We start from the raw sequence: 23,252 nt of genomic DNA, 5'->3' as shown, positions 1-23,252 counted from the left end.
GACTACCACCGTCGCATGGTGCAAAGCGCGCCGCGGTCCCCACTCTGATCACTATTCATCACTCGTATAACAACAGCACCACAAGCCACATGGGCGTACCTCTCATATGGCGCGCAAGAGCCGCCAGCGACGAGCCGGGCCGGCTCAGGCGGCCAGGGAGCGCGCGGCGCTGTGGGCTACATCTCGTTTTGATTTTGTAAATCCCAAGGTCTCATCCGCGAAGAATGCTTAGGTTGCTTCACGAGAGCGGTTGTCGGTAACCGGGGAAGCCGCTCGACGCGCAGCACGCAGCTTGCGTGCAAATAAACGAACAGCGTCAGAGCACTGGAAGGTCCACGAATGCCGGTTACCGACATGTCCGTCCCTGCTTTGCTGCAGGAGCGCGCTGAGCAACACCCCGACTCTACGGCGTTTACGTTCATCGACTACGAGCAGGACCCCGGCGGGTTTGCCGAACACCTGACGTGGGCCCAAGTGGCTCGGCGTGCCTGCGTGATTGCTGACGAGCTGGCACTCTGCGGCTCCCCCGGCGATCGGGTGGCGATCTCGGCGCCGCAGGGGCTGGAATACGTCGCGGCCTTCTTCGGGGCGCTGCAGGCCGGTTTCATCGCGGTTCCGCTGTCCACGCCGCTTTATGGCGTCCACGACGAGCGGATTTCCGCCGTGCTGCGGGACTGCAGCCCGGTCGCCATTCTCACGACGTCGGCCGTGGTCAGCGATGTCAACAAGTACGCCTGCGCCCAGGACGGGCAGCCCGCGCCGCTGGTCATCGAGGTCGACCTGCTGGACCTGGATTCGCCCCGCGCACTCGCGCCGGCCCCGCAGCTCCGCTCGGGAGCGGGTTACCTGCAGTACACGTCCGGATCGACACGCACGCCGGCCGGCGTGATCGTGTCGCACAAGAACGTCGTCACCAACGTCACGCAATGTATGTACGCCTTCTTCGGTGAACCGGAGAAGCTCCCGGCCAACCTCTCTTTGGTGTCGTGGCTGCCGCTGTTCCACGACATGGGCCTCATTCTGGGGGTTTGTGCCCCGCTGGTGACAAACCGCAGCGCGGTGCTGATGAGCCCCATGGCGTTCCTGCAACGCCCGGCCCGGTGGATGCAGATGCTTGCCACCAACGGCCAATGTTTTTCCGCCGCACCGAATTTCGCCTTCGAACTGGCTGTCCGCAGGACGTCCGACGATGACATGGCGGGACTGGACCTCGGCGACGTGCAGACGATCGTCAGCGGCAGCGAACGGATCCATGTCGCGACCGTCAAGCGCTTCACCGAACGCTTCGCCCCCTTCAACCTGCGCGCGACGACCGTCCGGCCCTGCTATGGGCTCGCCGAAGCGACGCTGTACGTGGCGGGCCCCGAACCGGGCACCACGCTCAAGACGGTCCGTTTCGACTACGAGCACTTGACCGCCGGCCGGGCCACGGCGTGCGGGGCCGAGGGCACGGTCAGCACCGAACTCATCAGCTACGGTTCGCCCGATCCCGCCGCAGTGCGAATCGTCGACCCGGACAGCATGATCGAGTGCCCCGCGGGGACGGTCGGAGAAATCTGGGTGCGTGGGGACCACGTGGCCCTGGGATATTGGCGAAAGCCGGAACAGACGGCGCGCCTTTTTCACGGCGAACTGGCCGATCCCGCTCCGGGATGCCCGGAGGGCCCGTGGCTGCGGACAGGCGACCTGGGCGTCATCGCCGACGGCGAAATGTTCATCATGGGTCGCATCAAAGACCTGCTCATCGTCGACGGGCGCAATCACTATCCCGACGACATCGAGGCGACCATCACCGAAATCACCGGCGGCCGGGTCGCCGCCATCTCGGTGCCCGACGACATCACCGAGCAACTGGTGGCGATCATCGAACTGAAGGGCCGCGGGGCGTCCGAGGAAGAGGCGCGGCTGCGACTCCGTTCGGTGAAACGCGAAGTCACCTCGGCGATATCGAAGTCGCACAGCGTGCGAGTCGCCGACCTGGTTCTGGTGTCACCGGGATCCATACCGATCACCACCAGCGGCAAGGTGCGGCGCTCGGCGTGCGTCGAACGCTACCAAAGCGACGGGTTCAAAAGGCTGGACGTGACGGTATGACGTCAGGCATCGGTGGCGAAGCGGACCTGCGCCACTGGTTGGTCGACTACTTGGTGACCAACATCGGCTGCACCCCGGACGAAGTCGACCCCGACCTGTCGCTGGCCGACCTCGGTGTGAGTTCCCGCGAAGTCGTCGTGCTGTCCGGCGAGCTGTCAGAGTTGTTGGGCAAGAAGGTATCCCCGGTCGACTTCTGGCAGAACCCGACAATCAACGCTCTGGCCGCCTACCTCACCGCGCCCGAGCCCGGCCCCGAGTCGGACGCCACACTCAACCGCCCGGCCCGCACCCCACTCGACGAGCCAATCGCCGTCATCGGGATGGGGTGCCGGTTCCCGGGAATAGCCGGGCCCGAGGCGTTATGGCAGTTCCTGTGTGAGCGCGGCTGCTCGATCGGCCAGGTGCCACCGGAACGGTGGCGACCGTTCGAGTCGGAGTCGCCCGACGTGGCGGCGGCGCTCGCCCGGACGACGCGCTGGGGATCGTTCCTGCCGGACATCGACGCCTTCGACGCGGAGTTCTTCGAGATCTCGCCGAGCGAAGCGGACAAGATGGACCCCCAGCAGCGCCTGCTGCTGGAAGTGGCCTGGGAAGCGTTGGAGCACGCGGGAATCCCGCCGAGCTCGCTGCGCCGGTCACAGACGGGAGTATTCGCCGGCGCGTGCCTGAGTGAATACGGGGCGATCGCCTCGAACGACTTCTGCGGGGTCGACGGCTGGAGCAACACCGGCGGCGCGACGAGCATCATCGCGAACCGTCTTTCGTATTTCCTTGACCTGCGCGGCCCTTCGGTGACGGTCGACACCGCGTGCTCGTCGTCGTTGGTGGCCATCCACCTGGCGTGCCAGAGTCTGCGGACCGAGGATTCCCAGCTGGCCATCGCGGCCGGGGTGAATTTATTGTTGTCACCGGCGGTGTTTCGCGGCTTCGACCAGGTGGGCGCGTTGTCGCCGACGGGCAAGTGCCGCGCCTTCGATGCGGCGGCCGACGGGTTCGTGCGCGGCGAGGGCGCGGGGGTGGTGGTGCTCAAGCGGCTTACCGACGCGCAACGGGACGGCGACCGCGTGCTGGCCGTGATCTGCGGCTCGGCGATCAACCAGGACGGCCGCTCCAACGGCCTGATGGCCCCCAACCCGGCGGCGCAAATGGCGGTCTTGCGGGCCGCCTACAGCAACGCCGGGATGCAGCCCAGCGATGTTGACTACGTCGAAACCCACGGCACCGGAACGCTGTTGGGCGATCCCATCGAGGCCCGTGCCCTCGGCACGGTGCTCGGCCGCGGGCGTTCCGAGGATGCTCCCCTGCTCATCGGCGCGGTGAAGACCAACCTCGGCCACACCGAGGCGGCGGCGGGCATCGCGGGCTTCATCAAGGCGGTGCTGGCGGTGCAGCGTGGCCAGATTCCGCCGAATCAGCGATTCGAAAGCCCGAACCCGCATATCCCCTTCGACGAGTTGCGGATGAAAGTCGTTCGCACCCGGACCAGTTGGCCCGATCGCGGGCATCCCCGCCGCGCCGGGGTGTCGTCGTTCGGATTCGGCGGCACGAACGCGCATGTGGTGATCGAGCAAGGTCAGGAAACCTCCCCGAGCGTGCGGCGTGACCGCGATCTCGGGGTGTCGACGTTGGTGGTGTCGGGTAAGACGGCGCAGCGGGTGGCGGCGACGGCGTCGGTGCTGGCCGAGTGGATGGACGGCCCCGGGGCGGGGGTGGCGTTGGCCGATGTGGCGCACACGCTCAACCATCACCGGGCCCGGCAGGCGCGGTTCGCCACGGTGGTCGCCCGCGAGCGCGCCCAGGCGGTGGCCGGGCTGCGGGCGCTGGCCGCCGCTCAGCACGCCCCCGGCGTGGTGGGTCCCCGCGAGGGCGCGGTCGGGCCGGGCACGGTGTTCGTCTACTCCGGGCGCGGGTCGCAGTGGGCCGGCATGGGCCGCCAACTGCTGGCCGACGAGCCGGCCTTCGCCGCGGCGATCGCCGAGCTGGAGCCCGACTTCGTTGCCCAGGCCGGCTTTTCGCTGCACGAGACGATCGCCACCGGGGCCGAGCTGGTCGGCATCGAACAGATCCAGCTGGGCCTGATCGGCATGCAACTGGCGCTGACCGCGCTGTGGCGCTCCTATGGCATCACCCCCGATTTGGTCATCGGACACTCCATGGGCGAAGTCGCCGCCGCCGTGGTCGCCGGGGCGCTCACCCCCGCCCAAGGCTTACGGGTGACCGCCACCCGCTCCCAGCTGATGGCCCCGCTATCCGGCCAGGGCACCATGGCCCTGCTGGAGCTCGATGCGTCCGCCACCGAGGCGCTGATCGCCGAGCACCCCCAGGTGACGCTGGGCATCTACAACTCCCCCCGCCAAACCGTCATCGCCGGACCGAACCAGGAGATCGACGAGCTCATCGACACCGTGCGCGCCCAAAACCGGTTCGCCAGCCGGGTCAACATCGAAGTCGCCCCGCACAACCCGGCCATGGACCCCCTGCAACCCCTGATGCGCGCCCAACTGGCCGACCTAACCCCCCAGCCGCCAACCATCCCCATCCTCTCCACCACCTACGCAAACCCCGACACCCGGCCCACCTTCGACGCCGAACACTGGGCCACCAACATGCGCAACCCGGTCCACTTCCACCAAGCCATCACCACCGCCGGCACCGACCACCACACCTTCATCGAAATCAGCGCACACCCACTGCTGACCCAGGCCGTCCTCGACACCTTGCACACGGCACAACACGGAAGCAAGTACATCAGCACCGGGACCCTGCAGCGCGACGCGGACGACACCATCACGTTCCACACCAACCTCAACACGGTGCGCGCCACCCACCCGCCCCAAACCCCCCATCCGCCGGAGCCGCACCCGCAGATCCCGACCACCCCCTGGCACCACACCCGCCACTGGATCGACGCCACCGCGGCTGCCCCACCGGCACTGCGCCCCAAGGGTTCCCGCGACCGGGCCGCCGAGACGCAGGCAGCGCAAGAAGGCAACGGCACCCCGCTCGATGACTGGTGCCATGAGGTCATCTGGCCGGTGCGCCCACTACCGCACGCCGAGGCCACGACGAGCGGCCGCTGGCTGGCGGTGGCCGACACCGGCCTGGCCGACGAACTGCGCCGCGTCGCGGGGCCGCAATCGCGCGTCGACCTGCTGGAGCCCGCGGCCCTCGCCGAAGCGTCCGCTCTCGAGGAGGCGCTCGACGGTGTCGATCGCGTGCTCTACGCACCGCCCGCCTCCGAAACGTCAGTTGTGTTGGCATATCAGCTGTTTCACCGAGCGCGCCGCCTTGCCGCCGCCATGGCCGGCTCTTCCGCCAAGCTGTTCATCGTGACCCGCAACGGTCAGCCGGTCGCCGAGGGTGACCGCGCCAACCCCGCGCACGGGGTGCTGTGGGGCCTGGGACGCACCCTCGCACTGGAACAACCCGAAATCTGGGGCGGCATCATCGATCTCGACGACCCGGTGCCCGCGGAGCTGGCCGCGCCGCTGGTGTTGGCCGAAGCCGCCGGCACCGACGGCGAAGACCAAGTCGTCTACCGGTCCGGAGTGCGGCACGTGCCCCGGTTGCACAGGCGTGCGCTGCCCACCGAAGCTGTGACGCTGGACGCCGGCGCCAGCCAGTTGGTCATCGGCGCCACCGGCAACATCGGGCCGCACCTGGTGCGTCAGCTCGCCCAGATGGGCGCCAAGACCATCGTCGCGGTGTCGCGCAATCCGGGGCAGCGGCTCAACGGACTGGCCGAAAGCCTTGCCGCGACCGGGACCACGCTGATCACCGTCGCCGCCGACGCCGCCGACGAGGCCGCCATGAGGGCACTGTTCGACCGGTTCGGTGCTGATCTGCCGCCCCTGGAAGGCATTTACCTCGCGGCCTACGCCGGCCGACCGGTGGTGCTTGACGAGATGACCGACGACGACGTCGCGGCGATGTTCGCGCCCAAGCTCGACGCCGCGGCGGTGTTGCACCGGCTGTCGCTGACCACGCCGGTGCGCCACTTCGTCGTCTTCTCCTCGATCTCCGGCCTGACCGGTTCGCGGTGGCTGGCCCACTACACCGCCACCAGCGGCTATCTGGACGCCCTGGTGTACGCGCGGCGCGCCCTGGGACTCGCGGCCACCACTGTCAACTGGGGACTGTGGAAATCCCTGGCCGACAGCGACGGTGACGCCGGCCAGGTCAGTGTCGGAACCGGGCTGGTGCCCATGGACGACGAGATCGCCATCACGGCGCTGCCTTTGGCGATGAGTCCGGCCGCCGGCGTGCACTCGGTTGTGGTGGACGCCGACTGGCCGCTGCTGGCGGCCGCCTACCGCACCCGCGGCGCGCTGCACATCGTCGACGACCTGCTGCCGGAATCCGGCGGCGCACCCGTGATCCCGGTGCGGGACTGGTCGCATCTGACGCCCGCGCAGGTGCGCGCGGAGTTGCTAAGCGGGCTGCGCAGCATCGTCGCCCGCGAGCTGCGGGTGCCCGAGCCGGAGCTTCAGAGCGACCGCCCTCTCGCCGAGCTTGGCCTCAATTCCCTGATGGCTATGGCGATTCGCCGGGAGGCCGAGATCCTGGTGGGTGTAGAGATTTCGACCACGATGCTGTTCAACCATCCCACCGTCGCCGCGTTGGCGGATCAACTCACCAAAATGGTTGCGCCCACCGTGGATTCGGACTACGACCAGATCGCGGCGCTGTCCGCGTCGGCGGGAAGTACGTTGGACAGCTTGTTCGACCGCATCGAGTCTTCGTCACTCGCCGCCGAGGAGTCCGCGTAATGCGCAGTCTCTTCAGCCGCGTCTCGGACATGACGGCGCAGCAGCGCACCGCCTTGTCCGAAGAATTCGCCCGCGCGGCGCGCACCGTGACGGCAGAACCCGTGGCCGTGGTGGGCATCGGTTGCCGATTCCCGGGTGATGTGACCGGACCGGAAAGCTTCTGGGAGTTGCTGGTCGAGGGCCGCAATGCGATTTCGGGCATCCCGGCGGACCGGTGGGATGCCGAGGCGTTCTACAGCCCCGATCCCTTGACACCCGGCCACATGACCACCAAGTGGGGCGGTTTCGTGCGCGACATCGCGGGATTCGATGCCGAGTTTTTCGGCATCACGCCGCGCGAAGCCGCATCGATGGACCCGCAGCAGCGGATGGTGCTCGAGGTCGCCTGGGAAGCCCTCGAACATGCCGGCATCCCAACGGATTCGCTGGCCGACACGCGAACCGGTGTCATGATCGGTGCCTACTTCAACGAATACCAGTCCATGCTGGCCTCTGGCCCCGAGCAGGTGGACGCGTATACCGGGACCGGAAACTCGCACAGCATCACCGCCGGACGCATCTCGTATCTGTTGGGGCTGCGCGGGCCGGCGGTGGCGGTGGACACCGCGTGTTCGTCCTCCTTGGCGGCGATACACCTGGCCTGCCAGAGTTTGCGGTCCCGGGAGAGCGACCTGGCGCTGGCCGGCGGCGTCAGCGCGACGCTGCGTCCCGAGACACAGATCGCCATCTCGGCATGGGGCCTGTTGTCCCCACAGGGGCGGTGCGCGACCTTCGATGCGGCGGCCGACGGGTTCGTGCGCGGCGAGGGCGCGGGGGTGGTGGTGCTCAAGCGGCTGACCGACGCGGTGCGCGACGGCGATCGGGTGCTGGCGGTGGTGCGCGGCTCGGCGGTCAACCAGGACGGGCGTTCCAACGGCATCACCGCGCCCAATACGGCCGCCCAATGCGATGTGATCGCCGACGCGTTGCGCTCGGCCGACATCGCGCCGGAAAGCGTCAACTACGTCGAGTCGCACGGCACCGGGACGGCTCTGGGGGATCCGATCGAATTCGAGGCCCTGGCCGCCACTTACGGCCGCGGTGCGGGCTCCTGCGCGCTGGGCGCGGTGAAGACCAACATCGGCCACCTGGAGGCGGCGTCCGGAGTGGCCGGCTTCATCAAGGCGGTTCTGGCGATCCAGCGCGGCCAGATCCCGCCGAACCTGCACTTCTCGCAGTGGAATCCGGCGATCGACGCGTCGTCGACCCGGCTGTTCGTGCCCGTCGAAAACATCTCCTGGCCGTCCGATTCGGGTCCGCGCCGCGCGGCGGTGTCCTCCTTCGGCTTGGGCGGCACGAATGCGCATGCGATCGTCGAGCAGGGTCCAGAACTGGTGCCCACCAATGACAGTGACCGCGATCTCGGGGTGTCGACGTTGGTGGTGTCGGGTAAGACGGCGCAGCGGGTGGCGGCGACGGCGTCGGTGCTGGCCGAGTGGATGGACGGCCCCGGGGCGGGGGTGGCGTTGGCCGATGTGGCGCACACGCTCAACCATCACCGGGCCCGGCAGGCGCGGTTCGCCACGGTGGTCGCCCGCGAGCGCGCCCAGGCGGTGGCCGGGTTGCGGGCGCTGGCCGCCGCTCAGCACGCCCCCGGCGTGGTGGGTCCCCGCGAGGGCGCGGTCGGGCCGGGCACGGTGTTCGTCTACTCCGGGCGCGGGTCGCAGTGGGCCGGCATGGGCCGCCAACTGCTGGCCGACGAGCCGGCCTTCGCCGCGGCGATCGCCGAGCTGGAGCCCGACTTCGTTGCCCAGGCCGGCTTTTCGTTGCACGAGACGATCGCCACCGGGGCCGAGCTGGTCGGCATCGAACAGATCCAGCTGGGCCTGATCGGCATGCAACTGGCGCTGACCGCGCTGTGGCGCTCCTATGGCATCACCCCCGATTTGGTCATCGGACATTCCATGGGCGAAGTCGCCGCCGCCGTGGTCGCCGGGGCGCTCACCCCCGCCCAAGGCTTACGGGTGACCGCCACCCGCTCCCGGCTGATGGCCCCGCTATCCGGCCAGGGCACCATGGCCCTGCTCGGGCTCGATGCGGGCGCCACCGAGGCGCTGATCGCCGAGCACCCCCAGGTGACGCTGGGCATCTACAACTCCCCCCGCCAAACCGTCATCGCCGGACCGAACCAGGAGATCGACGAGCTCATCGACACCGTGCGCGCCCAAAACCGGTTCGCCAGCCGGGTCAACATCGAAGTCGCCCCGCACAACCCGGCCATGGACCCCCTGCAACCCCTGATGCGCGCCCAACTGGCCGACCTAACCCCCCAGCCGCCAACCATCCCCATCCTCTCCACCACCTACGCAAACCTCGACACCCGGCCCACCTTCGACGCCGAACACTGGGCCACCAACATGCGCAACCCGGTCCACTTCCACCAAGCCATCGCTCATGCCGTTAGCAGCCGGAGCGGGCCCTATCACACCTTCATCGAAATCAGCGCACACCCACTGCTGACCCAGGCCATCAGCGAAACCCTGGCCGGCCGTGACGGCTACCTGAGTATCGGTACGCTGCAACGCGATACCGACGACACCGTCACGTTCCGCACCAACCTCTACGCGGCAGGCGAGGCCGCACCGCAGACGCCGCACCCACCCGAACCACACCCGCAGATCCCGACCACTCCCTGGCAGCACACCCGCCATTGGATCGACGCGAGGGCCGCGAGTTCACAACCGCGCGACACCAACGGCCTTGCCGCGGCGGCGCAGCCGGCGCCGGCGGGCGGCGGACCGCTCGACGAATGGTCCTGCCGGCTGGTGTGGCCGGTGCGCCCACTACCGCACGCCGAGGCCACGACGAGCGGCCGCTGGCTGGTGGTGGCCGACACCGACGTGGCCGCCGAACTCAGCCGCGTCGCGGACGTGCTAGCCGGCGACCCCGATCCGAGCGGGCTGGATCAGGCGCTCGGCGAGGCCGACTACGTGCTGTACGCGCCCCCGGCTCCCGACGACACTCTCGACGTCGGCGTCGCCTACCAGCTGTTCCACCAGGCGCGCCGGTTCGCCGCGGCCATGGCCGCCGCTGACTCGCCGCCCAAGCTGTTCATCGTTACCCGCAACGGTCAGCCGGTCGCCGAGGGCGACCGCGCCAACCCCGCGCACGGGGTGCTGTGGGGCCTGGGACGCACCCTCGCACTGGAACATCCCGAAATCTGGGGCGGCATTATCGATCTCGACGCCTCGGTCCCCGCGCAGGTGCTGGTTCGCCGGGTGCTGGACGAAGCCGCCGGCACCGACGGCGAAGACCAAGTCGTCTACCGGTCCGGAGTGCGGCACGTGCCCCGGTTGCACAGGCGTGCGCTGCCCACCGAAGCTGTGACGCTGGACGCCGGCGCCAGCCAGTTGGTCATCGGCGCCACCGGCAACATCGGACCACACCTGGTGCGTCAGCTCGCCCAGATGGGCGCCAAGACCATCGTCGCGGTGTCGCGCAATCCAGGGCAGCGGCTCAACGGACTGGCCGAAAGCCTTGCCGCGACCGGGACCACGCTGATCACCGTCGCCGCCGATGCCACCGACGAGGCCGCCATGAGGGCACTGTTCGACCGGTTCGGTGCCGATCTGCCTCCGCTGGAGGGCGTGTATCTGGCGGCATTCGCCGGCCAGCCGGTCCTGCTCAGTGAGATGACCAACGACGACGTCACGGCGATGTTCGCGCCCAAGCTCGACGCCGTGGCGGTGTTGCACCGGCTGTCGCTGGAGACACCGGTGCGCCACTTCGTGTTGTTCTCCTCCATCTCCGGCCTGACCGGTTCGCGGTGGCTGGCCCACTACACCGCCACCAGCGGCTACCTGGACGCCCTGGCGTACGCGCGCCACGTGATGGGACTTTCGGCGACGACGGTCAACTGGGGATCGTGGAAATCGCTGGCCGACGCCGAACACCAATTCGGCCAGGTCAGCATGGGATCCGGGTTGCGGCCCATGGACGACGAGGTCGCCATCGGCGCACTGCCGCGGGCGATGAGCCCGCCCGCCGGCGTGCACTCGGTTGTGGTGGACGCGGACTGGCCGCTGCTGGCGGCCGCCTACCGCACCCGCGGCGCGCTGCACATCGTCGACGACCTGCTGCCGGTTCCGGGCGAAACGGCCATGCCGGCAAGCGAGTTCCGCGTCGGTTTGAGCAAGTGCCCACCCGAACGTCGCCACGACATGTTGCTCGACCACGTCGGCCTGCTGGCGGCCAGGGTAATGGGGCTGCCGCCCACCGAGTCCCTGGATCCCTCGACCGGATTCTTCCAGCTCGGAATGGATTCGCTGATGAGCGTCACGCTGCAGCGCCAGTTGTCGGACAGCCTAGGTGAATTCCTTCCGGCATCGGTGATTTTCGACTACCCGACCGTGTACAGCCTCACCGACTATCTGGCCACGATGCTGCCCGAGCTCTCCGGGCCGGACACCGAACCGGACGCAGACCTCTACGACGAACTCACCGAAGCCGAACTGTTGGAACAACTTTCGGAACGACTAAAAGGACCGCGATGACCACCTCGACACCGGACCGCCGGGCGATCATCACCGAGGCGCTGCACAAGATCGACGATCTGAGCGCCCGGCTGGAGATCGCCGAGAAGGCGGGCACCGAGCCGATCGCGGTCGTCGGGATGGGCTGCCGGCTGCCCGGCGGCGTCGACAACCCGGACCAATTCTGGCAATTGCTGCGCGACGGGCGAAGCGGCATCACGCGGGTGCCTCCCGAACGCTGGGACGCCGACGCCCTGTACACCGACGACCACACCGTCCCGGGAACGATCTGCAACCGCGAGGGGGGCTTCCTGTCCACCTGGCAGCCCGACGAATTCGACGCCGAGTTCTTCTCCATCACCCCGCGCGAGGCGGCGGCGATGGATCCACAACAGCGGCTGTTCCTCGAGGTCGCCTGGGAGGCACTGGAAGACGCGGGCATCCCGCCGCACACGATCCGCGGCACCCAAACCTCGGTGTTCGTCGGCGTGACGGCCTATGACTACATGCTCACCCTCTCCGAAGCGATGCGGCCCGAGGAACTCGACGCGTACGTCCTGACCGGAAACTCGGCGAACTTCGCCGCGGGCCGGATGGCGTATCTGCTCGGCGCCCGCGGCCCGGCGATGGTGCTCGACACGGCGTGCTCGTCGTCCCTGGTGGCCATCCACCTGGCCTGCCAGAGCCTGCGCTGGAACGAAAGCGACACGGCCTTGGTCGGCGGAACCAACCTGCTGCTGAGCCCGGGCACCAGCATCGCCTGTTCACGGTGGGGCATGCTGTCGCCCGAGGGGCAATGCAAGACGTTCGACGCCGGCGCCGACGGGTATGTGCGCAGCGAGGGCTGCGGGGTGGTGGTGCTCAAGCGCTTGTCCGACGCGCAGCGGGACGGCAATCGCATCCTCGCCGTGGTGCGCGGTTCGGCGGTCAACCAGGACGGCGCCAGCAGCGGGGTCACTGTTCCCAACGGTCCCGCGCAGCAGGCGCTGCTTCGCCAGGCGCTGACGTCGGCCAAGTTGACGCCGGCCGACATCGACTACATCGAGGCGCACGGAACGGGCACCCCGCTCGGGGATCCGATCGAACTCGACTCGCTGAGCAAGGTTTTCGACGATCGGGGCGGGCGCGCGCCGCTCGTGCTTGGCGCGGTCAAGACCAATCTCGGTCACCTGGAGGCGGCGGCCGGCATCACCGGGTTCATGAAGACCGTGCTGGCCGTCAGGAACGGCCGCATCCCCCGAAACCTGAACTTTCGCGAGCTCACCCCCCACGCCGGCGAGGCCGTGTCGCGGTTGACCATCACCACCGAAGACATGGAATGGCCGGCGACCGGGCATCCCCGCCGGGCCGGCGTCTCGTCGTTCGGTGTGAGCGGGACGAACGCGCATGTGGTGATAGAGCAAGCGCCCGAAGCGATTCCGGCCACCCGCGCATCCGGGCCGGCGGTGTCGACGTTGGTGGTGTCGGGTAAGACGGCGCAGCGGGTGGCGGCGACGGCGTCGGTGCTGGCCGAGTGGATGGACGGCCCCGGGGCGGGGGTGGCGTTGGCCGATGTGGCGCACACGCTCAACCATCACCGGGCCCGGCACGCCACCTTCGCCACGGTGGCCGCCGTCGATCGGGGCCAGGCGGTCGCGGGGTTGCGGGCGCTGGCCGCCGGTGAGCCGGCCCCCGGCGTGGTGGGTCCCCGCGAGGGCGCGGTCGGGCCGGGCACGGTGTTCGTCTACTCCGGGCGCGGGTCGCAGTGGGCCGGCATGGGCCGCCAACTGCTGGCCGACGAGCCGGCCTTCGCCGCGGCGATCGCCGAGCTGGAGCCCGACTTCGTTGCCCAGGCCGGCTTTTCGCTGCACGAGACGATCGCCACCGGGGCCGAGCTGGTCGGCATCGAACAGATCCAGCTGGGCCTGATCGGCATGCAACTGGCGCTGACCGCGCTGTGGCGCTCCTATGGCATCACCCCCGATTTGGTCATCGGACATTCCATGGGCGAAGTCGCCGCCGCCGTGGTCGCCGGGGCGCTCACCCCCGCCCAAGGCTTACGGGTGACCGCCACCCGCTCCCGGCTGATGGCCCCGCTATCCGGCCAGGGCACCATGGCCCTGCTGGAGCTCGATGCGTCCGCCACCGAGGCGCTGATCGCCGAGCACCCGCAGGTGACGTTGGCGATCTACGGCTCGCCGCGCCAAACCGTCATCGCCGGGCCGGACCAGGAGATCGACGAGCTCATCGACATCGTGCGCGCCCAAAACCGGTTCGCCGGCCGGGTCAACATCGAAGTCGCCCCGCACAACCCGGCCATGGACCCCCTGCAACCCCTGATGCGTTCCGAACTCGCCGATCTGTCCCCGCGACCACCGGCCATCCCGATCGTTTCCACCACCTACGCGGACCCGAACAGCCGCCCGGTATTCGATGCCGAGCACTGGGCGACCAACATGCGCAACCCGGTCCGCTTCCAACAGGCGATCGAGGCTGCGGCGGCCGAGCACCACACGTTCATCGAAATCAGCGCGCATCCCTTGCTGACCCACGCCATCAGCGAAACCCTGGCGGGCCGTGACGGCTACCTGAGCATCGGCACCCTGCACCGAGATGCCCACGACACCCTGACCTTCCACACCAGCCTCAACAGCGCCCACGTCACCCGCCCGCCCCAAACGCCCCACCCCCCCGAGCCGCACCCGGCGCTACCGACCACCCCGTGGCAGCACACCCGGCACTGGATCTCCCCCACCACCGCCGGGCACCACGCGCCCAACACCCACCCGCTGCTCGGCGCCGGCGTCACCGATCCCACCACCGGCACCCGGATATGGGAATGCCAGCTCGGCCCCGATCTGCTGTGGCTCGGCGATCACGTGATCGACGACCTGTGCGTGCTGCCGGGTTCGGCCTACGCCGACATCGCGCTCGCGGCGGCGACGGACGCATTCGGGCCCGCACAAGACGAGCCCTGGATGATCCGCGACCTCAGCCTCGATCACATGCTGCACATCGGCGACGACACCGTCCTGGTGACGACGCTCACCGGCGACGAGCGGACCTGTCGCATCGAAATGCGCACGCGCAACACCGCTTCGGGCTGGGTCAAACACGCCAGTGCCACCCTGACCCGCGAAACCAGCCGCGTGCTGCCGCGGCCACCGGTCGACGAGCCCGGTGTGACCGAGCTCGATCCCGACGACCTGTACCAGCGGCTGCGCGGCGCGGGACAACAACACGGCCCGGCCTTCCGCGGAATCGTGGGCCTCACCGTCACCGCATCCGGCGCCGCCCGCGCGGACGTGCGCCTGCCCGCGTCGGCCAGGACCGGCTCGCGCAACCTCGTGCTGCATCCGGTCATGATGGACATCGCCGTGCAGGCACTCGGGGCCACCCGCGCGGCGACCGACCTCGCCGGCGGGCAGACCGCCCGCCAAACAATCGTGGTGCCCGTGCGTTTCGCCGGCATCCACGTGTACGGCAACGTGGCCGACGGCGCGCGCTCGTTCGGTTCGCTTGCCACCACCGACAATCCGGATCGGCTCGTCGGCCACGTCGTCCTCACGGATCGGGACGGACAACCGCTCCTCGTCATCGACGAGGTGGAGATGGCGGTGCTCAGGAGCGGCGGTGGCGCAACGGAAGTCGCCAATCGGCTGTTCGCGGTGGAATGGGAGCCCGTCCCGCTGGACCGACCGGCCGGCGCGCCCGGCGGCGTGCTGCTGATCGGCGATGCGGACGACGGCGATCCGCTGCTCCCCGCGCTGCGCTCGGCGCTGGGCGACGGCGGCGCCGACGTCGAGCTGGTGTCCCCGGCCGACGCGGCGCGGCTGCGCGGGGCGATCACCCGGACCCACCGGGACGTCATCGCCGTGGTCTGCCCGCCACGAACCGTCGACGAGTCGCTGGCGGACCAGGCTCAACTGGAGCTGGCGCAGGCGCGCACGCTGCTGATCGCCGACATCGCGAAGACGGTGACTCGAGTGGGCGCCCGCAACAGCCCGCGGCTGTTCATCGTCACCCGCGGAGCCCAGCAGCTCGATCCCGCCGAGCGAGTCACGTTGGCGCAGACGCAGCTTCGTGGCATCGCGCGGGTGCTGACCTTCGAGCACCCGGAACTGAAGCCGACGCTGATCGACGTCGACGCCGACGGCACCGGCTCGCTTGCCGCCCTGGCCGCGGAGCTGCTCGCCGGATCGGACCATGACGAGATCGCGCTGCGCGGCTCGCAGCGGTATGTCGACCGGGTCGTGCCCGCGCCGGTCACGGCGGCCGGTGACCTCGCCCCGGAGGCCCGCCGAACCGTCGTCAACCTGGACGCCGGCGGCGCGGTGCGGCTGCAGACCGATCAACCCGGACGCCTGGATGCCCTGAACATCCACGCGGTCAAGCGGATTCCGCCCGGCCCCGGCCAGGTGGAGATTCGCGTCGTCGCCGCCGGCCTGAACTTCAGCGACGTGCTCAAGGCGATGGGCGTCTATCCCGGGCTCGACGGCGCCCCACCCGTGATCGGTGGGGAGTGCGTCGGTCTGGTCACCGCCGTCGGCCCGGACGTCGACTCCGTCGAGGTCGGGCAGCGTGTGATCGCTTTCGGGCCCGGCACGTTCGCCTCACATGTCACCACCCTCGCCGACCTCGTCGCCCCCGTGCCGGACGCGCTACCCGATGGCGAGGCGGCGGCGTTCGGCATCGCCTATCTGACCGCCTGGCATTCCCTCTGCGAGGTCGGGCGGCTCGCGCCCGGCGAACGCGTGCTGATCCATTCCGCCACCGGCGGTGTCGGACTGGCCGCCCTTTCCATCGCCCAGATGGTCGGGGCCCGGATCTACACGACGGCCGGCTCGGACGCCAAACGCGACATGCTGCGGGGTCTGGGTGTCGAATACGTCGGCGACTCGCGAAGCGTGGACTTCGCCGACGAAATCCTCGACATCACCGGCGGCTACGGCGTGGACGTCATCCTCAATTCGCTTCCGGGCGAAGCCATTCACCGCGGCGTCAAACTGCTCGCCCCCGGCGGCCGGTTCATCGAACTAGGCAAGAAGGACGTGCACGCCGACGCCGGCCTGGGGTTGGCGGCCCTGGCGAAGAGCGCGTCGTTCGCCGTGGTTGACCTCGACCTGAACCTCAAACTGCAGCCGGCCCGCTACCGCCGCATGCTCGCGGACATCCTGCGGCACGTCTCGGAGGGCAGCCTGCGGGTGCTTCCGGTCACCGAGTTCGGGCTGCGGGACGCGGCCGACGCCTTCGCACTGATGGCCTCGGGTCGGCACACCGGCAAGATCGTGGTCTCGATACCGGCCGGCGGGAACATCGACGCGGTCGCCTCGCCGCCGCCCCTGGTCAGCCCGGACGGCGGGTACATCATCGTCGGTGGCATGGGCGGCCTCGGCTTCGTCGTCGCCCGGTGGCTGGCCGAGCGCGGCGCGGGAATGGTTGTGCTGAACGGACGTTCGCGTCCCACCGGCGACGTCACGGCCGCGATCGCGGAGCTGAACGCCGCGGGCAGCCGCATCGAGGTGGTCATCGGCGACATCGCCGAGCCCGGCACGGCCGACCGGCTGGTGCAGACGGTCGAAGGCGCCGGCTTGCGGCCGGCCGGAGTCCTGCACAGCGCAATGGTTCTCGACGACGAGATCGTGTTGAACATGTCGGAATCGGCCGCGCGTCGCGTGTTCACTCCGAAGGTCACGGGCAGCTGGTTGCTGCATCAGGCCACCGCCCACCTGGACCTCGATTGGTGGTTGGCCTTCTCGTCGGTGGCCTCCCTGCTGGGCGCGCCCGGCCAGGGCGCATACGCCGCCGCCAACTCCTGGGTCGACGGCCTGGTCGCCCACCGACGCTCGGCCGGGCTGCCCGCGGTCGGAATCAACTGGGGCCCATGGGCGGAGGTGGGTCGCGCCCAGTTCTTCGCCGACCTCGGCGTCGCGATGATCACGGTCGAGCAGGGGCTGGAGGCAATGCAGCTGGCCTTGTCGGCCGACCGGGCGCGTACCGGTGTCTTCAGCCTCGACGCCCGGCAGTGGTTCCAGTCCTTCCCCGCCGCGGCCGGTTCGTCGTTGTTCGCCCGGCTGCATGATGCGACGGGCGAGCGGCGCGACGGCGGCGGCGCCATCCGTGCCGAACTGGATGCCTTGGACGGTGAAGCCGCAGCTGAGCGCCCGGCCCGCCTCGCGGCCGCGATCGCCGACGAGATCCGGGGCGTGCTGCGCTCGACCGAACCGATCGACCCGGGCCGGCCCATGGAGTCGCTCGGCCTCGACTCGCTGATGGCCCTCGAGTTGCGCAACCGGCTCGAATCCAGCCTCGGCACAACGCTGCCGGCCGCCCTGGTCTGGGCGTACCCGACGATCACCGACCTGGCGGGCGCGCTGTGCGAGCGGCTGGGTTACGCGCCGATGGCCGACGACGAGCGGCCCCCCGACGGGGAAACCGCGCTCTCGGACGAGGAGATGGAATTGCTGTCCGATCTGGTGGCGGCGAGCGAGCTGGAAACCGCGACGGGGGGCAGCGAGTAATGACGAGCCTTGCCGAACGCGCGGCGCAGATGTCACCGAAGGCGCGCGAGGTCCTCGCCCGCGAATTGGTCCGCGCCGGAACGGCTTTTCCGACCGACATCGCCGAGCCGGTGGCCGTGGTCGGCATCGGTTGCCGGTTGCCCGGCACCGTGTCCGGCCCGGAGAGCTTCTGGCAGCTGCTCGTCGACGGGCGTGACGCCGTCGGCGAGGTGCCGGCCGACCGGTGGGACGCCGACGCGTTCTACGACCCCGACCCGCAGGCGCCGGGCCGGATGACGACGAAGTGGGGCGGGTTCGTCGACGACGTCGCCGGGTTCGACGCCGACTTCTTCGGCATCACCCCCCGCGAAGCCGTCGCGATGGACCCCCAGCAGCGCATGCTGCTCGAGGTCGCCTGGGAAGCGCTCGAACACGCCGGCCTGCCGCCGGACTCGTTGGGCGGCAGCCGGACCGCCGCGCTGATGGGTATCTCGGCGTGGGACTACACCATCCTCAACCTCGAGCGGCGCGCCGAGATCGACGCGTACATGAGCACCGGGAACCCGCACAGCGCCGCGGTGGGACGGATCTCCTACCTGTTGGGGCTGCGTGGCCCGGCGGTGGCCGTGGACACCGCCTGCTCGTCATCGTTGGTGGCGATCCATCTGGCCTGCCAAAGCCTGCGGCTGCGGGAGAGCGACGTGGCGCTGGCGGGCGGGGTGCACCTGTCCCTGTCCCCGTTCACCAGCATTGCGCTATCCAAGTGGTCGGCCCTGTCACCGACCGGCCGGTGCAGGACGTTCGACGCCCTGGCCGACGGCTTCGTGCGCAGCGAGGGCTGCGGGGTGGTGGTGCTCAAGCGGTTGTCGGACGCCACCCGCGACGGCGATCACGTGCTCGCGGTGGTCCGGGGCTCGGCGATCAACTCCGACGGCCGGTCCAACGGCATGACCGCGCCGAACGCGGCGGCCCAGCGCGACGTGATCACCGCCGCGCTGCGGCAGGCCGACGCCACGGCGGGCAGTGTCAACTACGTCGAAACCCACGGCACCGGAACCATATTGGGTGATCCCATCGAGTTCGAGGCACTGGCGGCCACCTACGGCCTTGCCAAACATCAGAGCGAGGGCAACTGCGCGCTGGGGTCGGTCAAGACCAACCTCGGGCATCTCGAGGCGGCCGCCGGGGTCACCGGGTTCATCAAGGCGATCCTGGCGGTGAACCGGGGCTTCATTCCGCCCAACCTGCACTTCACCCGGTGGAACCCGGCGATCGACGCGTCGTCGACCCGCCTGTTCGTGCCGACCGAGGGCACCGCCTGGCCCGCCGCCGGCCCCCGCCGGGCGGCGGTGTCGTCGTTCGGCCTGAGCGGAACCAACGCGCATGTGGTGATCGAGCAAGCGCCCGAGCCCGCGCCGGCGCCCGCGCAGCCGCATACCGCGCCCCCCGTGTCGACGTTGGTGGTGTCGGGGAAGACACCGCAACGGCTGGCGTCGCTCGCCGCGACGCTCGCCGACTGGCTGAGCGGCCCGGGTGCCGCGACACCGCTGACCGACGTCGCGCACACGCTGAGTTCCCGTCGAGCCCAGCACAACTGGCGGGGCACCGTCGTCGCCCGGGACACCGCCGCCGCGGTGGCGGGGCTGCGGGCGCTGGCCACCGGGGCCCCGGCGCCGGGGGTGCTGGGGCCGGCCGAGGCCGTCCGCCGCCCCGGCACGGTCTTCGTCTACTCCGGCCAGGGCGCGCAGTGGACCGGCATGGGCCGCCGGCTGTTGGCCGACGAACCCGCGTTCGCGGCCGCGATCGCCGAACTCGAGCCCGACTTCGTTGCCCAGACCGGGTTTTCGCTACACGAAACCCTGGCCGACGGCCGAGCGCTGGTCGGCATCCAGAACATTCAGCCGGTGCTGGTGGGGATCCAGCTCGCGCTGACCGCGCTGTGGCGCCATTACGGCATCGAGCCCGACGCGGTGATCGGGCACTCGATGGGCGAAGTCTCGGCCGCGGTGGTGTCCGGGGCGCTCACCCCGGCGGAGGGTTTGCGGGTGATCGCCACCCGGTCGGCGCTGATGGCCCGGTTGTCCGGCCAGGGCGCGATGGCCCTGCTGGAACTCGACGCCGAGGCCGCGGGAGCGCTGATCACCGACTACCCGCAGGTGACCCTGGCCGTGCACGCCTCGCCGCGCCAATCGGTGATCGCCGGCCCGCCCGACCAGGTGGATGCGGTCATCACGGTGGTGGCGGCCCGGAACCTGCTCGCCCGGCGCATCGAGGTCGACGTCGCCTCCCATCACCCGATCATCGATCCCATCCTGCCCGAATTACGTTCGGCCCTGGCTGATCTGGCGCCCAAAACACCGGCCGTCCCGATGATCAGCACGACCATTGAAGGGCCCGCACCGCTGCTGGACGCCGACTATTGGGCCGCCAACCTGCGCAACCCGGTGCGGTTTCACCAGGCCATCAGCCGGGCCGGCGCGGACCGGCAGACCTTCATCGAGATCAGCCCCCACCCACTGCTCACCCACGCGATCGCCGACACGCTGGGGGCGGAAGCCATCGGCACCCTGCACCGCGACACCGACGACACGATCAGCTTCCACACCCAGCTGGCCGCCGTCGCGCCAACACCGCCCGGCACCGGCCACGGCCGCCTGGCCGACATCCCGGTGACGCCGTGGCAGCACACCCAGTTCTGGGTCGCCGACCGGTCCGGGATGTCGGAGTCGGTCGCGGCCCACCCGCTGCTGGGCGCGCACATCGAGGTTCCGTCCAGCCGCGACCACGTATGGCGGGCCGACGCCGGCACGGCGGTGTCGCCCTGGCTCGCCGACCACAAGGTGTTCGGGCAAGCCGTCATGCCGGGCGCGGCGTTCGCCGAAATCGCCCTGGCCGCAGCGAGCGAAGCGCTGGGCGTGCCCGCGGCGACCGTGTCGATCAACCAGCTCGAGGTCGAGCAGATGCTCACCCTGGGCGACCACACGCAGCTGACCACCCAGTTGACCCGCGGCTCCGACGACAAGACCCGGATCGAGATCTATTCGCGGTCGTCGGGGAGCTGGATCAGGCACGCCACCGCCAAGGCCGAGATGCGGACGTCGGACGCCGTCCCCGATCGACCCGCACCCCCGGGGCACGGCGAAACGGAGATCAAGCCGGCCGACCTGTACGGCGTGCTGCGGCACGCGGGTCAATTCCATGGGCCCGCCTTCGCGGCGCTCACCGCCATCCACCGGATGCCCGGCGGTTTCGTCGAATCCGAGATCGTCCTTCCCGACGAGGCGCCGCGCCATCCCGGGTTCCGGCTGCACCCCGTCATGCTGGATGCGGCGCTGCAGAGTCTGGCGGCCGCGATGCCGGACGATGAACTCGCCGGGTCAGCCGAAGCCAGTTATCTGCCAGTATCTTTCGACGCCATCCGGGTCTACGGCAGCCCCGGCCGCCGCGCCCGCTGCCGGGCCCAGCTGACCAATCTCGACGAGGGCGGCGTGGGCAAGCTCGGCAGAATCGTCTTGACCGACGACGCCGGGACCGTCACGGCGGAGATCAACGACATCTACCTACGTCGCGTCGAACGCCGCAGCGTACCACTTCCGTTGTCGCAAAAGGTCTTCGACACCACCTGGTCGCCTCAACCGATCACCGCCGCGGGGTCCGAAGCCCCCGGCAGCTGGCTGGTGCTCACCGACGGCCGGGCGCGTGACCGCGCGGAAGCCTTCGTCGCGGGCTGGCGCTCGCCGGCGCGCCGGCTGATCACCGCCGACCTGCACGACGAGTCCGCCATCCTCGCCGCGTTCGCCGACACGGCGGGCGACCCGCAGCACCCGCCCGTCGGCGTGGTCGTGTTCGTGGCGCCCGATCCGAACGTCGCCGACGACGGCGTCGACGAGGCGCGGGAAACCGTCTGGGCGGTCTCGACCGTCATCCGCGCGATCGTGGGTGGCTGGCACGGTCAATCACCGCGGCTCTGGCTGGTCACCGAGGCCGGCTTGGCGGTGCACGACGAGGCCGGCCAGCCCGGGATCGGTGCGCTGAAGGGTCTGGTGCGGGTGCTGGCCTACGAGCACCCCGAGTTGCGGACCACGCTGGTCGACCTCGATGCCGACGCGGATCCGGCGGCGGTCCTCGATGCCGAACTCTCCCAGGCGATTCCGGGCGAGATCGACGACGTCGTCGCTTGGCGAGGTGGCCAGCGCCACGTCGAGCGACTCACCCGGGCGGTCATCGGCGAACCCACCACCCGAGACGTCGTCCGGCGGGGAGCCTCGTACATCCTCACCGGTGGCCTGGGTGGCCTCGGCCTGGTCATGGCGCGATGGCTGGTGGACGGCGGGGCGGGGCGGCTCGTCCTCAACGGGCGCAGCGAACCGTCGGACCAGCAGCGCGCGGTCCTGGCCGAGCTGGAGCGCACCGCCGAGATCGTCGTGGTCACCGGGGACGTCGCGGCCGAGGGCGTCGCCGAGAAGCTGGTGGCCGCCGCGGGCGAGTCGAACCTGCGCGGCATCCTGCACGCGGCCGCCGTGCTCGACGACAGCCTGGTGTTCTCCATGACCAAGGAAAGCGTCGAACGGGTGTGGGCGCCCAAGGTCACCGGGGCGCTGCGATTGCACCGGGCCAGCGCGAACTGCGAATTGGACTGGTGGCTCGGGTTCTCCTCCACCGCCTCCATGTTGGGCGGCCCCGGGCAGGCGTCGTACGCGTGCGCCAGCGCCTGGCTCGATGCGCTGGTCGATTGGCGGCGGGCGGCGGGCCTGCCGGCGGCGGTGATCAACTGGGGCCCGTGGGCGGAGGTCGGGCTCGCCCGCACGCTGACCGGCGGCGCGCTCGATCCCATCACCCCCGCCGAGGGCACCGCGGCGATGGAGCCGCTGCTGGCCAGCGGCCGATGCCACACCGGCGTCGGGCGGCTGCGGCCCGATCGGGCACTGATCGCCTTCCCGGAGATCCGCAACCTCGGCTATTTCACCAATGTGGTGGCCGAGCTGGAAGCCGCGGGTGACGGCGGCGACTGGGCCGGTCCCGAAGCGCTGAACGGATTGGATTCCGCTGCGGCGCAAGCCCTGATGACCGACCGGCTGCGTGCGCGCATCGCCGCCGTCATGGGCTACGCCGACCGCTCGGCCGTCGACCCGGGCGTGCCACTCATCGAGCTGGGGATGGATTCCCTTATGGCGGTGCGGATCCGGAACTCCGCCCGCGCGGACTTCGGGGTCGAGCCGCCCGTGGCGCTGCTGTTGCAGGGCGCGTCGTTGCACGACCTCACGGCCGACCTGGTCCGCCAGCTCGGCCTGGCCGGCGATTCGCAGGCACTCGGGCAGGAAGACGCGGTCCGCGACCGAGCGCAGCAGCGCGCGGCCGCGCGCCAACAAGCCGCACTGCGGCGGAAACGAGGACAATAA

3 protein-coding genes and 1 pseudogene are annotated in these 23,252 nt (G+C 70.0%); all 4 read left to right on the top strand.

Annotated elements, in window-relative coordinates:
• Positions 1–339 precede the first annotated feature (339 nt).
• The 4 genes and pseudogenes from fadD26 to KXD96_RS11640 all read left to right on the top strand — a co-directional run bounded on the left by fadD26 (position 340) and on the right by KXD96_RS11640 (position 23,252).
• Entirely contained in the window at positions 340–2,094 is a 1,755-nt protein-coding gene (fadD26, locus tag KXD96_RS11660; protein WP_260744695.1) for a long-chain-fatty-acid--AMP ligase FAAL26/FadD26, read from the top strand.
• Entirely contained in the window at positions 2,091–6,863 is a 4,773-nt protein-coding gene (locus tag KXD96_RS11655) for a type I polyketide synthase (RefSeq protein ID WP_260744694.1), read from the top strand. The genes fadD26 and KXD96_RS11655 overlap by 4 nt, the downstream gene beginning before the upstream one ends.
• Positions 6,860–17,874: pseudogene (locus tag KXD96_RS28760) on the top strand (SDR family NAD(P)-dependent oxidoreductase); the annotation flags it as partial. The gene KXD96_RS11655 and the pseudogene KXD96_RS28760, both read left to right, overlap by 4 nt.
• Complete coding sequence (locus KXD96_RS11640) at positions 17,874–23,252, top strand: type I polyketide synthase (RefSeq protein WP_260744692.1); 5,379 nt, start codon at positions 17,874–17,876, stop codon at positions 23,250–23,252. The pseudogene KXD96_RS28760 and the gene KXD96_RS11640, both read left to right, overlap by 1 nt.

It is taken from the genome of Mycobacterium sp. SMC-2, from assembly GCF_025263485.1.
In the GTDB taxonomy this organism is placed as follows: domain Bacteria; phylum Actinomycetota; class Actinomycetes; order Mycobacteriales; family Mycobacteriaceae; genus Mycobacterium.
This window is presented reverse-complemented; position numbering and strand designations above follow the sequence as displayed.

Excerpts from the sequence above, each read along its gene's own strand:
- fadD26 (WP_260744695.1), top strand. The coding sequence starts at position 340 with ATGCCGGTTACCGACATGTCCGTCCCTGCTTTGCTGCAGGAGCGCGCT.
- KXD96_RS11655 (WP_260744694.1), top strand. The coding sequence starts at position 2,091 with ATGACGTCAGGCATCGGTGGCGAAGCGGACCTGCGCCACTGGTTGGTC.
- KXD96_RS11640 (WP_260744692.1), top strand. The coding sequence starts at position 17,874 with ATGACGAGCCTTGCCGAACGCGCGGCGCAGATGTCACCGAAGGCGCGC.